Annotated in this window: 10 protein-coding genes; 7 read left to right on the forward strand and 3 right to left on the reverse strand. The window is 73.3% G+C overall.

Annotated elements, in window-relative coordinates:
• Nucleotides 1–45: 45 nt before the first annotated feature.
• Both ACF9IK_RS23795 and gabT read right to left on the reverse strand, forming a co-directional pair.
• Nucleotides 46–969, reverse strand: coding sequence for a phosphatase PAP2 family protein (locus tag ACF9IK_RS23795; RefSeq protein WP_395296140.1), 924 nt, complete (start codon nucleotides 967–969; stop codon nucleotides 46–48).
• Nucleotides 970–1,242: 273 nt separating this feature from the next.
• Nucleotides 1,243–2,598 (reverse strand): 4-aminobutyrate--2-oxoglutarate transaminase, encoded by a 1,356-nt coding sequence (gene gabT / locus ACF9IK_RS23800; RefSeq protein WP_395296141.1) that lies wholly within the window; start codon nucleotides 2,596–2,598, stop codon nucleotides 1,243–1,245.
• 241 nt (nucleotides 2,599–2,839) lie between these two features.
• Between gabT and ACF9IK_RS23805 the strand changes: the two genes are divergently transcribed.
• The 3 genes from ACF9IK_RS23805 to ACF9IK_RS23815 all read left to right on the forward strand — a co-directional run bounded on the left by ACF9IK_RS23805 (nucleotide 2,840) and on the right by ACF9IK_RS23815 (nucleotide 8,379).
• Nucleotides 2,840–4,915 carry an ATP-binding protein gene (locus ACF9IK_RS23805; protein WP_395296142.1) on the forward strand — a complete coding sequence of 692 codons (2,076 nt, stop codon included), beginning with the start codon at nucleotides 2,840–2,842 and terminating at the stop codon, nucleotides 4,913–4,915.
• A gap of 193 nt (nucleotides 4,916–5,108) precedes the next feature.
• Complete coding sequence (locus ACF9IK_RS23810) at nucleotides 5,109–6,674, forward strand: PucR family transcriptional regulator (protein WP_395296143.1); 1,566 nt, start codon at nucleotides 5,109–5,111, stop codon at nucleotides 6,672–6,674.
• A 262-nt stretch (nucleotides 6,675–6,936) separates the two neighbouring features.
• Nucleotides 6,937–8,379, forward strand: a complete 1,443-nt coding sequence (locus ACF9IK_RS23815; RefSeq protein WP_395296144.1) for an aldehyde dehydrogenase family protein — start codon at nucleotides 6,937–6,939, stop codon at nucleotides 8,377–8,379.
• A 104-nt stretch (nucleotides 8,380–8,483) separates the two neighbouring features.
• On the opposite strand, the gene ACF9IK_RS23820 is transcribed toward ACF9IK_RS23815, so the two are convergent.
• Nucleotides 8,484–9,152: an NAD(P)-binding oxidoreductase gene (locus ACF9IK_RS23820; protein WP_395296145.1), complete on the reverse strand. Its 669-nt coding sequence runs from the start codon at nucleotides 9,150–9,152 to the stop codon at nucleotides 8,484–8,486.
• Nucleotides 9,153–9,220: 68 nt separating this feature from the next.
• Here ACF9IK_RS23820 and dxr point away from each other — a divergent pair, with 68 nt between their 5' ends.
• The 4 genes from dxr to ACF9IK_RS23840 all read left to right on the forward strand — a co-directional run bounded on the left by dxr (nucleotide 9,221) and on the right by ACF9IK_RS23840 (nucleotide 14,141).
• On the forward strand, nucleotides 9,221–10,450 hold the full coding sequence (dxr, locus tag ACF9IK_RS23825) for a 1-deoxy-D-xylulose-5-phosphate reductoisomerase (protein ID WP_395296146.1): 1,230 nt from the start codon (nucleotides 9,221–9,223) through the stop codon (nucleotides 10,448–10,450).
• Nucleotides 10,451–10,520: 70 nt separating this feature from the next.
• Nucleotides 10,521–11,825: a M50 family metallopeptidase gene (locus tag ACF9IK_RS23830; protein ID WP_395296147.1), complete on the forward strand. Its 1,305-nt coding sequence runs from the start codon at nucleotides 10,521–10,523 to the stop codon at nucleotides 11,823–11,825.
• Between the two features lie 142 nt (nucleotides 11,826–11,967).
• Nucleotides 11,968–13,128, forward strand: coding sequence for a flavodoxin-dependent (E)-4-hydroxy-3-methylbut-2-enyl-diphosphate synthase (gene ispG, locus ACF9IK_RS23835; RefSeq protein ID WP_238741338.1), 1,161 nt, complete (start codon nucleotides 11,968–11,970; stop codon nucleotides 13,126–13,128).
• A gap of 137 nt (nucleotides 13,129–13,265) precedes the next feature.
• A complete protein-coding gene (locus ACF9IK_RS23840) occupies nucleotides 13,266–14,141 on the forward strand; it encodes a GNAT family N-acetyltransferase (RefSeq protein ID WP_395298667.1) in 876 nt (291 codons plus the stop codon).
• The last annotated feature ends 46 nt before the right edge of the window (nucleotides 14,142–14,187 follow it).

A 14,187-nucleotide genomic window follows, 5' to 3' on the forward strand; every position in this document is an offset into this window, starting at 1 on the left:
TCCGGTCGCTGCGGGCCGGGACCTGTCCGGCCGCTGACGGGTCGACTAACGGGTCGACGGCCGGTGTGTCGACGAGTCGGGTGCGGCCGCGGGCGGTGGGGGGCCGGCGGGCAGCCACCGGGCCAGGGCCCAGAGTGCCGGCCCGGCCAGGCACCAGCCGGCCACCACGTCCAGCAGCCAGTGGTAGTCGCTCCAGACCAGCCCGAGGCCGACCCCGACCGACAGCAGGGCGGCCGCTCCGCAGAGCCGGCGCCGGCCCGCGGCGCCGACCGTGCGGGCGACCAGCAGCGCGGCCACGCCGTACGAGAAGGTCGCCGTGGTCGTGTGCCCGGACGGGTACCAGCCCCACTGGTCCGGCGCGAGCGGCACCCCGAACGGGCCCGGCCGGCCGAACCAGGCCTTCGCCGGGACGACCAGCAGCGGGATCGACCCGGTGGTCGACACCGCCACCAGCGGCGGCAGCCACCGGCGCGGAGCCCCGGTCCGGTGGGTCCGCCAGCCGGCCAGCGCCCCGCCCGCCAGCAGCACCGGGATCGCCGGGACGGAACCGCCGAGGTCGGACAGGGCCTTGCCGAGGTGGTTGAGCAGCGTGCTGTGCAGCTCGTGCCGGCTCTCCCGGACGGCGTGCCGGGCCCAGCGGTCCAGCCCGAGCAGCGGCCCGTCGACGGCCACCTGCCAGGACACCGCCACCAGCACGACGACCAGCAGGGCCGGCAGCGCGGGAGACGCGACGAACCGGCGGAAGACGCGAAGCGGCCGCCCCGGAGCAGGGGGGAGAGCTCCGGGGCGGCTCTGATGATCGCCGTTCCGTGCGCCCCGGGGGGTGTGGGTCGGACGGTCGGTCGATCGGCCTTCGGTGTGCGCCGCCTCTTGCGGGGCGGCCTGGTTGTCCTCGCGGCCGGCGCGCGGACCCGCCTCCGGGGGCGGTGCCGCGGACGGCTCCGCCAATGACTTTGGCTCGCTGTCCATCTGTCATGACACTACGTCAACGGCCTTGCCCCGTTGAGGAGCTTCAGCGATTCCGCACAGCATCTTCACCGCCGCCGATCGGCGCCCCGCACGGCCCGCACACGCCGCCGAACGCACGGCCGGTCACGCGGCCGTGGGTGCGGCCGACCGCACCCTCCGGGCAGGGCCGAGCGGCCCGGAGAAGACCGAACGGCCCGCGGGGACTCTCGTCCTCGCGGGCCGTTCAGCGCTGTCCGGACATCCCTCCGGCGGGTCCGTGGCGCCTGCCTCCGGTCAGGCGGCGGTGACGCCCTGCAGGGCGAAGGCGCCTTCGATGATGTCCAGGCCCTCGTTGAGCAGGTGCTCCGGCATCACCAGCGGCGGCAGGAAGCGGAGCACGTTGCCGTAGGTGCCGGCGGTCAGCACGACCAGGCCCTCGGCGTGGCAGGCCTTCGCCACGGCGGCGGTGACCTCCGGGTTCGGCTCCTTGGAGCCCGGCTTCACCAGCTCGATCGCGATCATCGCGCCGCGGCCGCGGACGTCGCCGATCACGTCGAACTTCTCCTGCATCGCCGACAGGCGGCCCAGCATGACCTCGCCGATCCGCTGTGCCTTGCCGTTGAGGTCCTGCTCCTTCATGGTCTCGATGGAGCCCAGCGCGGCGGCGCAGGCCACCGGGTTGCCGCCGTAGGTGCCGCCCAGGCCACCCGCGTGCGCGGCGTCCATGATCTCGGCGCGCCCGGTCACCGCGGCCAGCGGCAGGCCGCCGGCGATGCCCTTGGCGGTGGTGATCAGGTCCGGGACGATGCCCTCGTCGTCGCACGCGAACCACTGGCCGGTGCGGCAGAAGCCGGTCTGGATCTCGTCCGCGACGAACACGATGCCGTTGGCCTTCGCGTACTCCACGATCGCCGGCAGGAAGCCCTTGGCCGGCTCGATGAAGCCGCCCTCGCCCTGGATCGGCTCGATGATGATCGCAGCGACGTTCTCGGCGCCGATCTGCTTGTTGATCATGTCGATCGCCTGGGCGGCGGCCTCGGCGGCGCAGTTCTCCGCACCGGTCAGCCAGCGGTAGGGGTAGGCCACCGGCACGCGGTAGATCTCCGGGGCGAACGGGCCGAAGCCCTGCTTGTACGGCATGTTCTTCGCCGTCAGGCCCATGGTGAGGTTGGTGCGGCCGTGGTAGCCGTGGTCGAACACCACGACGGCGGTGCGCTTGGTGTAGGCGCGCGCGATCTTCACCGCGTTCTCGACCGCCTCGGCGCCCGAGTTGAACAGCGCGGTGCGCTTCTCGTGGTCGCCCGGGGTCAGCTCGTTCAGCTGCTCGGCCACGGCCACGTAACCCTCGTACGGGGTCACCATGAAACAGGTGTGCGTGAAGGCGGCCAGCTGCTCGGACGCCTTGGCCACGACGGCCTCGGCGCTGTTGCCGACGTTGGTCACGGCGATGCCGGAGCCGAAGTCGATCAGCGAGTTGCCGTCCACGTCCTCCAGCACGCCGCCGTTGGCGCGGGACACGTACACCGGCAGGGTGGTGCCGACGCCGGCCGCCACCGCACCCAGCTTGCGGGCCTGCAGCTCCTGCGACTTCGGACCGGGGATCGCGGTGACCAGGCGGCGCTCCTGCGGGAGCGGCGTTGCGGCGCTCATCAGTTTTTCTCCAGACTTCTCGGCTCGGTGCTTGGCAGGCTACGGCCGCCCTCCCCGGCCGGGCATGCGCCACTCGGTAGCACTGAGCCGTCCGACTTGTCCGAGGCGGCCAGGCGGGTGGTACGGCTACCGGGAGACTCCGCTCCACTACATTGAGCGCGGGCGTGTCGCCGGTGCGGTGGCATGGGTATGGCGGGACCGACGACGGTCGGGCCGGGCGGGCGAGGGAGCGGGGCCGGACATGGGACTGGACGGGGCACAGGGCCACGGCGAGCGGACCACCACCACACCCACCCCACCGGTGCCCCACCAACGCCCCCGCCCCCCGGTCTTCGACCTCCCCGCCTGGGTCGCCGCCCCCCGCCCCCCGGCCCCCCCGGGCATCTACCGCCAGGGCTACGCCCAGATCGACCCCGACCGCGCCGAAGACGCCAAGGTCCCGACCTGGCCGCTGCTCCTCCGCGCCGGCCTGAACGCGGTGGTGGGGTGGTTCGCCTACCTCTACGGCACGCAGCTGATGACCTACATCCTTGTCTGGTTCGGCACCCAGACCGGGATCGGCCCACTGGCGGAACCATCGCAATCCGAAGCGATGTTCACGCTGCTGGTCGTCAATGTCATCGTGCTCGCCCTCGTGATCAAAGTCTTCGGCAGGATGGGGCGTTGGACGGAGGTGTGGCGGCGGTATGCGGCGCCGCTGCTGTCGCGGGCCGTGACTGAGGCTGAACCCGTCGAGAGCGAGGGCGCGGCGGCGGAGCGGCCGGCCGACCCCTGGGCGGAGCTCAGACACGGCGGTGCGGCCGCGGCGGCGGGGCGGCTGGCCGGGGAGACGGTCGGCGACGTCGACTTCGTGCGGATCCACCAGGCCTGGGAGTCGGCGCAGGCGGATCCGGTGTTCGTCCCGGCCTTCGTCGAGCAGGTGACGGCCCGTGGCGCGGCGGCGTTCGCGCACCCCTCGGAGTCGCGCGAGCTGCCGGGACGGGCCGAAGGCCACGACCTGCTGCTGCGTCAGGTGCGGCTGGGTACTGTGCAGGACGTGCCCAAGAATCCGCTGACGCACCGGGCGGCGGGTTTCGCGCTGGACCCGGCGGTGTTGGGCACCTCGCTGCTGGCGGTCGGCCCGGCGGGGACGGGGAAGACGGCGCGGCTGGCCCGGCCGGTCGCCGAGGCGCTCTGCGTGCAGGCGCTCGCGGGGACCGCCTGCGCGGTGGTGATCGGCGCGGCGGACGCGGACCTGGGACCTGACGCCTGGTACGACGTGGTGATCGCCCCCGGCGACCAGGGCTCGGCCTACGGGCTGGACCTCTACGGCGCGGCGCAGGACCCGGACGAGGCGGCCGCCCGGCTGGCCGAGGCGCTGCTCCCGGACGAGCTGACCGCCCGTGCGGAGACGGCCCGGACGACGGTGCAGCAGGTGGTCGGCCCGTTCCACGCTGCCAACGGCCGCTACCCGGGGGTGCGCGAGCTGCGGTCGCTGCTCGGTGGTGAGCCGGAGGCGATGGAGGAGCTGGTGAAGGCGCTCCGCGTCGCGGGGCGGCTTGAGGCGTACGAGCGGGACCTGGAGCATCGCGAGCGGCAGCGCGGCCGGGCGGACGATCCGGGGTCTCTGCTGGCGGACCGGCTGGCGCTGCTGGACCGGCCGGCCTTCCGGGGGGCTTTCGCGACCGACGGCACCGGGCGCCCGCCGTTCGCGATGCGGGTGCTGGACCATCCGTTGCGGGTCCGGGTGAAGCTTCCGGAGCTCAGCCACCCGGAGGCGGCGCGGATGCTGTCGCGACTGGTGGTGGGTCAGTTCGTGCAGGCCGCGGCGGCGCGCGAGGACCGCTCGCTGTTCGCGGGCCTGGTGGTGGACGACGCCACGGCGGCGCTGGACGCGAACACGGTCAGGGGGCTGCAGCGGCTGCGCGCGACGAACTCGGGCGCCGTACTGATGCTGCGGACCCTGGTCGATCTGCCCGAGGCGCTGCGGGCGCCGCTCTTCGGAGCTGTCGGCTGCCGTATGGCGTTCCCCGGGATCGCGCCGTGGGACGGGAAGCTGTTCTCCGAGGCCTGGGGTACGCACCTGGTCCGGGAGACGGCGGTGACGCACACTCCGGACACCTCCGGCGGCGTGATCCGTCGGGCGGGGCGGTTGGGGCGGAAGGCGTTGTCGGGGACGACGGCGCAGACAGAGTCGGTGACCACACGGGACGTCGAGCGGCTGCGGTGGTCGCCCTCCGACCTGGCGCACGCGCTGCCGGCGGGGCATGCGGTGGTGTCGCTGACGGCGGTCTCGGGCGAGCAGGTGCCGCCGCTGCTGGTGGATCTGCGGAGCTGATCCGGCGGCGTGCGGGTGGCGTGGGGCCGGGCGAAGCCTGCCTTCGAGGTGGATTCGGCAGTGCCGGTTGTCCGGAGCGTCCATAATGTGAGGAGAGACCCCTCCCGACCCCGGCCGTACGGCCACTCAGCCCCCCACCGCCTCTCCTCGCCCGGCCGCAACGGCGCGGTCAGGTCGTTCCCCCGAAGGTGCCATGCCTCCCACACTCGCCTCCGTCGTCCGCAACACCTCGCTCCATCTGACGGTCCTCGCCGGTGCGGACCACCTGGAGCGGCCGGTCCGCTGGGTGCACACCAGCGAGCTGGACGACCCGACGCCGTTCCTGGAGGGTGGTGAGCTGCTGCTCACCACCGGCATCAAGCTGGGCCGGACCGCCGCCCAGCTGCAGGCGTACGTGCACCGGTTGGCCGACGCGGGCGTGGTGGGGCTGGGGCTCGGCGTGGGGCTGTCGCACACCGAGGTGCCGCAGCCGCTGGTGGAGGCGGCGGCGCAGCGCGGGCTTCCGCTGCTGCGGGTGCCGGAGCCGACGCCGTTCATCGCGATCAGCAAGGTGGTCTCGGCGGCGCTGGCGGCCGAGCAGTACGAGGCGGTGACCACCAGCTTCGAGGCGCAGGAGGAGCTGACCCGGGCGGCGCTGGGCAAGGACGGCACCACTGCGGTGGTGCGCCGGTTGGCGGCGCGGCTGGGGGGCTGGGCGGCGCTGTACGACGGGTCGGGGGCGCTGTCGGTGGTGGCGCCGGACTGGGCGGCGCGGCGGGCGGGGCGGCTGGCGGCCGAGGTGGACCGGCTGCGGCGGCGCCCGGCGCCGTCGAGTGCCGCGCTGCAGGGGCGGTCGCCGGGCATAGACACGGCGGACGAGGACTACGTGGTGGTCCAGTCGCTGGGGGCGGACCGGCGGGCGCGGGGCTTCCTGGCGGTGGGGACCGAGGACCGGATCACCCCGACCGAGCGGTACGTGCTGAATGCGGCGGTGGCGCTGCTGACCCTCACCCTGGAGCGTTCGCGCGAGCTGCGGCAGGCCGAGGAGCGGATGGGCGCGGCGTTGCTGCGGATGGTGCTGGCGGGCGAGGTGGCCACCGCGCGGCAGGTGGCCGCGGGGTTGTTCGGCGGGCTGCCGGAGGGAACGGTCCGGGTCCTGGTGGCGGGTGCCGGCCAGGGTGTGGACGCCTCGGAGTCGCTCGGCGAGCTGGGTGACCGGGCCGAGCAGGCGGGCTCCCGGGTCGGGGAGAAGCTGCTGGTGGCGCGTGAGGACGGGACGCACGGCGCGCGGCTGATGGTGCTGGCGCTGGACAACGGCGCGGTGCACCGGGCCTGCCTCGGGGTGGTGGAGGAGCACGAGGGACTGTCGCTGGGGGTCTCGGCGCCGGCCGCGTTGGAGGAGGCCGGGACGGCGCACGCCCAGGCCGAGCGGGCGCTGGCGGTGGCGCTGCGCGGCGGCCGGCGTTCGGTGGACCACGAGGAGGTCGGCGCGGGGTCGCTGCTGCCGCTGCTCGGCGAGGACGCGGTGACGGCGTTCGCGGAGGGGCTGCTGCGCCCGCTGCGCGAGCACGACCGGACGGCGCGCGGTGACCTGGTCGCCTCGTTGCGGGCGTGGCTGTCCAGACACGGGCAGTGGGACGCGGCCGCGGCGGACCTCGGTGTGCACCGGCACACGCTGCGCTACCGGATGCGGCGGGTCGAGGAGCTGCTCGGCCGCTCGCTGGACGACACCGACGTCCGGATGGAGCTGTGGCTGGCCCTCCGCTCCGGCGAGGAGTAGGCCCTCCGCTCCGGCGGGGGCGGACGGTTCCTACGAGGAGCAGGCGGTGGGAGCGGACCGGAGCGGGCCGGGGCACGCGGACCGGTTCCCCGCCGGGGCCCGGTACCTCATTCGGCGACCGAACGTCTGGACGTGTTGGAGTGACGTCCGTGGCGAACGCTACTTCCCGGCCAATCCGGTCGGCGCGTCGACGCCCCTACCCTCGATCCTGGTCCCACGTCCGTGGGGCCGTGAGGACGACGAGGAGAGGGCCGGTACCACGGTGACCACCACGTACGAATTCTGGCTGGCCGGCCGCCGGGCGAGCGGCGACGCCGACTTCGAGGTGCACAACAGCTGGGACGGCCGTCTGGTCGGCAGGGTCAGCGTCCCGACCGAGGCGCAGGTCGAGGAGGCGCTGGACGCCGCCGTGGCCGCGCTGCCGGTGTTCGCGGCGACCCCCGCGCACGTGCGGGCCAGCGCGCTGGACCACGTGGCGAGGCGCCTGGCCGAGCGCACCGAGGAGATCGCCCAGCTCATCACCGCCGAGAACGGCAAGCCGATCAAGTGGGCCCGCGGCGAGGTCGGTCGTGCCGTCTCCGTGTTCCGCTGGGCGGCCGAGGAGGCCCGCCGCACCAACGGCGAGACCATGCGACTGGACACCGACCCGGGCGGCGTGGGCCGCTTCGCGGTGGTGCGCCGGTTCCCGCGCGGAGTGGTGCTGGGCATCGCCCCGTTCAACTTCCCGCTGAACCTGGTCGCCCACAAGGTCGCCCCGGCGATCGCGGTCGGCGCGCCGATCATCCTCAAGCCGGCTCCGGCGACCCCGCTCTCCGCGATGGTGCTGGGCGAGATCCTGGCCGAGACCGACCTGCCGGCCGGCTCCTGGAGCGTCCTGCCGGTGCCGAACGACCGGATGCCGGCGCTGGTGCAGGACAAGCGCCTGCCGGTGATCTCGTTCACCGGTTCGGACAAGGTCGGCTACCAGATCATGGACTCGGTGCCGCGCAAGCACTGCACCCTGGAGCTCGGCGGCAACGCCGCGGCCGTCGTGCTCGCCGACTGGTCCTCCGAGGCGGACCTGGACTGGGCCGCCACCCGGATCGCGATGTTCGCGAACTACCAGGGCGGCCAGTCCTGCATCTCGGTGCAGCGGGTGATCGCCGACGTGTCCGTCTACGACCGCCTGGTCGAGAAGGTCGTGGCCAGGGTCCAGGCCCAGGTCACCGGCGACCCGAACGACGAAGCCACCGACGTCGGCCCGCTGGTCGACGAGAACGCCGCCAAGCGGGTGGAGTCCTGGGTGGACGACGCCGTCGCCAAGGGCGCGAAGGTACTCACCGGTGGGGCCCGCGATGGCGCGACCTACGCCCCGACCGTACTGGCGGACCTGCCGGCCGACGCGATCCTGGCCAAGGCCGAGGTGTTCGGCCCGGTCCTGTCGCTGCACAAGGTCGACGGCACCGACGAGGCCTTCGCGGCCGTCAACGACTCCGACTTCGGACTGCAGGCCGGCGTCTTCACCCACGACCTGCAGACCGCCTTCCGCGCCCAGCGGGAGCTGGAGGTCGGCGGCGTGATCATCGGCGACGCGCCGTCCTACCGCGCCGACCAGATGCCGTACGGCGGTGTCAAGGACTCCGGCGTCGGCCGCGAGGGCGTCAAGTACGCGATGGACGACTACACCGTCGAGAAGGTCATGGTCCTCACCGGCCTCGACCTCTGATCGACCTCCGATCGGCCGCTCGACCGATCGGTGTGATCCCGTGTGCGGGGCCCGGTTCGGGGAACCGGGCCCCGCACACGTCCTTCGCCCGTCGACGACCCCGGTCAGCCGTTGTGCCCGGCCGCGGCGGCGACGGCCTCCTCGACCGCCGCGTTGCCGGCGACCAGCTCCAGCGTCTGCCCGGCGGTGCCCGGCTCGTGCAGCAGCGCGGCCAGCACGGCGGCCACGTCGGCCCGGTCCACCGCGCCGCGCGCGACCGACGGGGCGAGCCGGACCAGGCCGGTGCCGGGGCCGTCGGTGAGCCGGCCGGGCCGCAGCACCGTCCAGTCCAGTGCGGTGCGGGCCCGGACAGCGTCGTCGGCGGCGCCCTTGGCCCGAAGGTAGGTCTCGAAGACCGGGTCCGCGGCGTGCTCCGCCCCGGCGTCGGCCCCCATCGAGGAGATGATCAGGTAGCGCCGCACCCGGGCGAGCTCGGCGGCGTCGGCGAGCAGGACGGCCGCGTCGCGGTCGACGGTGTTCTTGCGGGCGGCGCCGCTGCCCGGCCCGGCGCCGGCGGCGAAGACCACCGCGTCGGCCCCCTCCAGCAGCGCGGCGAGTTCGGGGGCGGTCGCGGACTCCAGGTCGAGCAGCAGGGCTTCGGCCCCGGCGGCGGCCAGGTCGGCGGCCTGTTCGGGTCTGCGGATGATCCCGGCGGGCCGGTCGCCGCGCTCGGCGAGGAGCCGCTCCAGCCTGAGCGCGATCTGTCCGTGGCCTCCGGCGATGACGGTACGCATGGCTCCGACGGTAGCCGCGCGCCGTCCCGGCGTCCTGGGGAGTGCGTCGGGCAGGACACAATGGGCGCATGACTTCGCTCGCCCACCCGCAGCTGCGCTTCACCCCCGTGGTGAAGGACCCCTCCGCCCCCCGGGAGCTGGTGATCCTCGGCTCCACCGGTTCGATCGGCACCCAGGCCATCGACGTGGTGCGCCGCAACCCGGACCGGTTCCGGGTGGTCGCCCTGTCGGCGGCCGGCGGGCGGGTGGAACTGCTCGCCGAGCAGGCCCTGGAGCTCGGGGTGCACACCGTGGCGGTGGCCGACCCGGCGGCCGAGCCGGCGCTGCGCGAGGCGCTGGCGGCGAAGGCGGCGGGCCGTCCGCTGCCGGCTGTGCTGGCGGGCCCGGACGCGGCGACCGAGCTGGCTGCGACGGAGTGCCACTCGGTGCTGAACGGCATCACCGGCTCGATCGGCCTGCGGCCGACGCTGGCCGCGCTGTCGGCCGGCCGGGTGCTGGTGCTGGCCAACAAGGAGTCGCTGATCGTCGGCGGCCCGCTGGTGAAGGCGGTGGCGCGGCCGGGGCAGATCGTGCCGGTGGACTCGGAGCACGCGGCGCTGTTCCAGGCGCTGGCCGGCGGCACCCGGGCCGAGGTCCGCAAGCTGGTGGTCACCGCCAGCGGCGGCCCGTTCCGCAACCGCAGCCGGGAGCAACTGGCGGGCGTCACCCCGCAGGACGCGCTGGCGCACCCGACCTGGGCGATGGGGCCGGTCGTGACGATCAACTCGGCCACCCTGGTGAACAAGGGCCTGGAGGTGATCGAGGCGCACCTGCTCTACGACGTGCCGTTCGAGCGGATCGAGGTCGTCGTCCATCCGCAGTCGGTCGTGCACTCGATGGTGGAGTTCACCGACGGTTCGACGCTGGCGCAGGCCAGCCCGCCGGACATGCGGATGCCGATCGCGCTCGGCATGGGGTGGCCGGACCGGGTTCCGGACGCGGCGCCCGCCTGCGACTGGACCGAGGCTGCCACCTGGGAGTTCTTCCCGCTGGACAACGAGGCCTTCCCGGCGGTGGACCTGGCCCGGGAGGCGGGCTCGCTCGGGGGCACCGTTCCGGCGGTCTTCAACGCGGCGAACGAGGAGTGCGTGGAGGCCTTCCTGAAGGGCCGCCTCGCCTTCACCGGGATCGTGGACACTGTTGCCAAGGTCGTGGCGGAGCACGGGGCCCCCGCGGGGGGAACTTCCCTCACGGTCGAGGACGTCCTGCACGCGGAGGACTGGGCCAGGGCCCGGGCGCGCGAACTGGCGGCCGGCTGACGGTTCCGGTGGCGACCGAAACTGCGGTAAGACAAGACGACGAGCGGAGCGGCATGACGGAGGATCAGCGGTGGCAACGGTGATGACGGTGGTCGGCATCCTGGTCTTCGCGGTCGGGCTGCTGGTCTCGATCGCTTGGCACGAGCTCGGCCACCTCTCCACGGCCAAGCTGTTCGGCATCCGGGTGCCGCAGTACATGGTCGGCTTCGGCCCGACGGTCTGGTCCCGCAAGAAGGGCGAGACCGAGTACGGCATCAAGGCGATCCCGCTGGGCGGGTACATCCGCATGATCGGGATGTTCCCGCCCGGCGCGGACGGGCGGATCACCAAGCGGAGCAGCTCGCCCTGGCGCACCATGATCGAGGACGCCCGGCAGGCCTCCTACGAGGAACTCCAGGACGGCGACGAGGACCGGCTCTTCTACACGCGCAGGCCCTGGAAGCGCGTCATCGTCATGTTCGCCGGCCCGTTCATGAACCTCGTCCTCGCGTTCGGGCTCTTCCTGACCGTGATGATGGGCTTCGGCGTCTCGATGACCGTGCCCACCATCGGCACCGTCTCCCAGTGCATCGTCAAGGCCGGCCAACCCACCGACACCTGCCCCGAGGGCGCGCCGCCGACCCCGGCCGCGCAGGTCCAGCTGAAGCCGGGCGACAAGGTCGTCTCCTTCGACGGCGACCGGATCCGCGACTACGAGCAGCTCCAGGCGGACATCCGCAGGTCGGCCGGGAAGACGGTGCCGATCGTCGTCGAGCGGGGCGGGCAGCAGGTCACGCTGGTGCCGACGATCGCCGTCAACGACGTGCAGAAGTACGACGGCAACGGCGTCCCGATCAAGGGCGAGACGGTGCAGGCCGGCTTCCTCGGCTTCACGCCGACCACCGGCATCGTCCGGCTGGGCTTCGGGCAGTCGCTCGACCGGATGTACGACATGTCGGAGAACGGCGTGAGGTCGCTGGTCGCCCTGCCGGGCAAGATCCCGGGCCTGTGGCACTCGGTGGTGGACGGCACCCCCCGCGAGGTGGACTCGCCGATCGGCATGGTCGGCGCGGCCAGGGTCAGCGGCGAGGTGTTCGCCCTGGACATCCCGGGGACCCAGCGGATCGCCTACTTCGTCAACCTGCTGGCCGGCATCAACCTGTCGCTCTTCCTGTTCAACATGCTGCCGCTGCTCCCGCTGGACGGCGGCCACATCGCCGGCGCGGTCTGGGAGTCGGTGCGCCGCCGGTTCGCCCGGCTGTTCAAGCGGCCCGATCCCGGGCCCTTCGACGTGGCCCGCCTGATGCCGCTCGCCTACGTGGTGGCCAGCGTCTTCGTCGGCTTCACCGTGCTGGTGCTGGTCGCCGACCTGGTGAACCCGGTCAAGATCAGCTGACCGTACGGGTACGGCGGGTGTGCTCCGGCCCGTCGGCGTGCCGTACCGTTGGAGGCCGGGTGCGCGTCGACCGTCGCGCCCGGCCCCGGCCTTCCCGAACGGCCGGACCGACCACACCTCAACCCCGGGGAACCCTGCGCACATGACCGCGATCTCGCTCGGTATTCCGTCTCTGCCGCTCAAGCCGCTCGCCAAGCGCCGTTACTCCCGGCAGATCATGGTCGGCAACGTGCCGGTCGGCGGCGACGCGCCCGTCTCGGTGCAGTCGATGACCACCACGGTGACCGCGGACGTCAACGCCACGCTGCAGCAGATCGCGGAGCTGACCGCGTCCGGCTGCCAGATCGTCCGGGTGGCCTGCCCGTCGCAGGACGACGCCGACGCGCTGCCGATCATCGCGAAGAAGTCGAAGATCCCGGTGATCGCGGACATCCACTTCCAGCCGAAGTACGTCTTCGCGGCCATCGACGCCGGGTGCGCGGCGGTCCGCGTCAACCCGGGCAACATCAAGGCCTTCGACGACAAGGTCGGCGAGATCGCCAAGGCGGCCAAGGACGCCGGCATCCCGATCCGGATCGGCGTCAACGCCGGCTCGCTGGACAAGCGCCTGCTGGAGAAGTACGGCCGCGCCACCCCGGAGGCCCTGGTCGAGTCCGCGCTCTGGGAGTGCTCGCTGTTCGAGGAGCACGACTTCCGCGACATCAAGATCTCGGTCAAGCACAACGACCCGGTCGTGATGATCAACGCCTACCGCCAGCTCGCCGCCGCCTGCGACTACCCGCTGCACCTCGGTGTGACCGAGGCGGGCCCGGCGTTCCAGGGCACCATCAAGTCCGCGGTCGCCTTCGGCGCGCTGCTCGCCGAGGGCATCGGCGACACCATCCGGGTCTCGCTCTCCGCCCCGCCGGCCGAGGAGATCAAGGTCGGCAACCAGATCCTGGAGTCGCTCGGCCTGCGCGAGCGCGGCCTGGAGATCGTCTCCTGCCCGTCCTGCGGCCGCGCCCAGGTCGACGTCTACAAGCTCGCCGAGGAGGTCACCGCCGGCCTGGAGGGCATGGAGGTGCCGCTGCGCGTCGCGGTCATGGGCTGCGTCGTCAACGGCCCGGGCGAGGCCCGCGAGGCCGACCTCGGCGTCGCCTCCGGCAACGGCAAGGGGCAGATCTTCGTCAAGGGCGAGGTCATCAAGACCGTCCCCGAGTCCAAGATCGTCGAGACCCTGATCGAGGAGGCCCTCAAGCTGGCCGAGCAGATGCAGGCCGAGGGCGTCGAGTCGGGTGCGCCGACCGTCACCGCCGCGGAGTGACAGGCGGACTGCAAGATTCCGGAAGCGGGGCCGTCCGTGTGCGGACGGCCCCGCCGCCGTGGCCGGGTGGGGCCAGGAGTAGGGTGCGGCCAGAGTCGTCTCAGTGAGGTGCTGTCTCGATGCTCGATCGAGGTGTGATGCTCCCCAGCTCGTTCCAGGCCGCGCGCGCCCTGGCGACCACGCGTGTGCTGGAGGCCCCCGACCTGGCGGACACCCTGGAGGTGCTGCACCGCGACCCGGTCGCCAACGCCTTCGTCGCCACCCGGGTGGAGGCCGTCGGACTCGACCCCTGGCGCCTCGGCGGCGAGATGTGGGGCTGGTACGACGAGGACGGCGGGCTCGACGCGCTCTGCTACGCCGGCGCCAACCTGGTCCTGGTCAACGCCGGGCCGTCGGCCGTCCAGGCCTTCGCCGAACGGGCCCGCCGCCAGGGGCGCCGCTGCTCCTCGATCGTCGGCCCGGCCGAGGCCACCGCCGCCCTCTGGGCGCTGCTGGAGCGCAGCTGGGGCCCGGCCCGCGAGGTCCGCGCCCACCAGCCGCTGCTCGCCACCACCGTGCCGTCCCCAGAGATCGCGCCCGACCCCCTGGTGCGGCGGGTGCGGCGGGACGAGGTCGAGACGCTGATGCCGGCCTGTGTGGCGATGTTCACCGAGGAGGTCGGGGTCTCCCCGATGGCCGGCGACGGCGGCCTGCTCTACCAGGCCCGGGTCGCCGAACTGGTCTCGGCCGGGCGCTCGTTCGCCCGGTTCGCCGAGGACGGCCAGGTGGTGTTCAAGGCCGAGATCGGTGCCGTCACCGAGGGTGCCTGCCAGGTCCAGGGCGTCTGGGTCGACCCGGCCCACCGCGGCCGGGGTCTCTCCGAGACCGGCATGGCCGCCGTCCTGGACATCGCGCTGCGCGAGGTGGCCCCGGTGGTCTCGCTCTACGTCAACGACTACAACCTGCGCGCCCGTGCCGCGTACCGGCGAGTGGGCTTCCGCGAGGTCGGCGCGTTCATGAGCGTGCTGTTCTGAACGGCCCCGCTCCGCACCCCCGCGCCCTGCGGCGTTCCGTTCTGCA

The organism is Kitasatospora hibisci (assembly GCF_043950205.1).
Lineage (GTDB): Bacteria > Actinomycetota > Actinomycetes > Streptomycetales > Streptomycetaceae > Kitasatospora > Kitasatospora hibisci.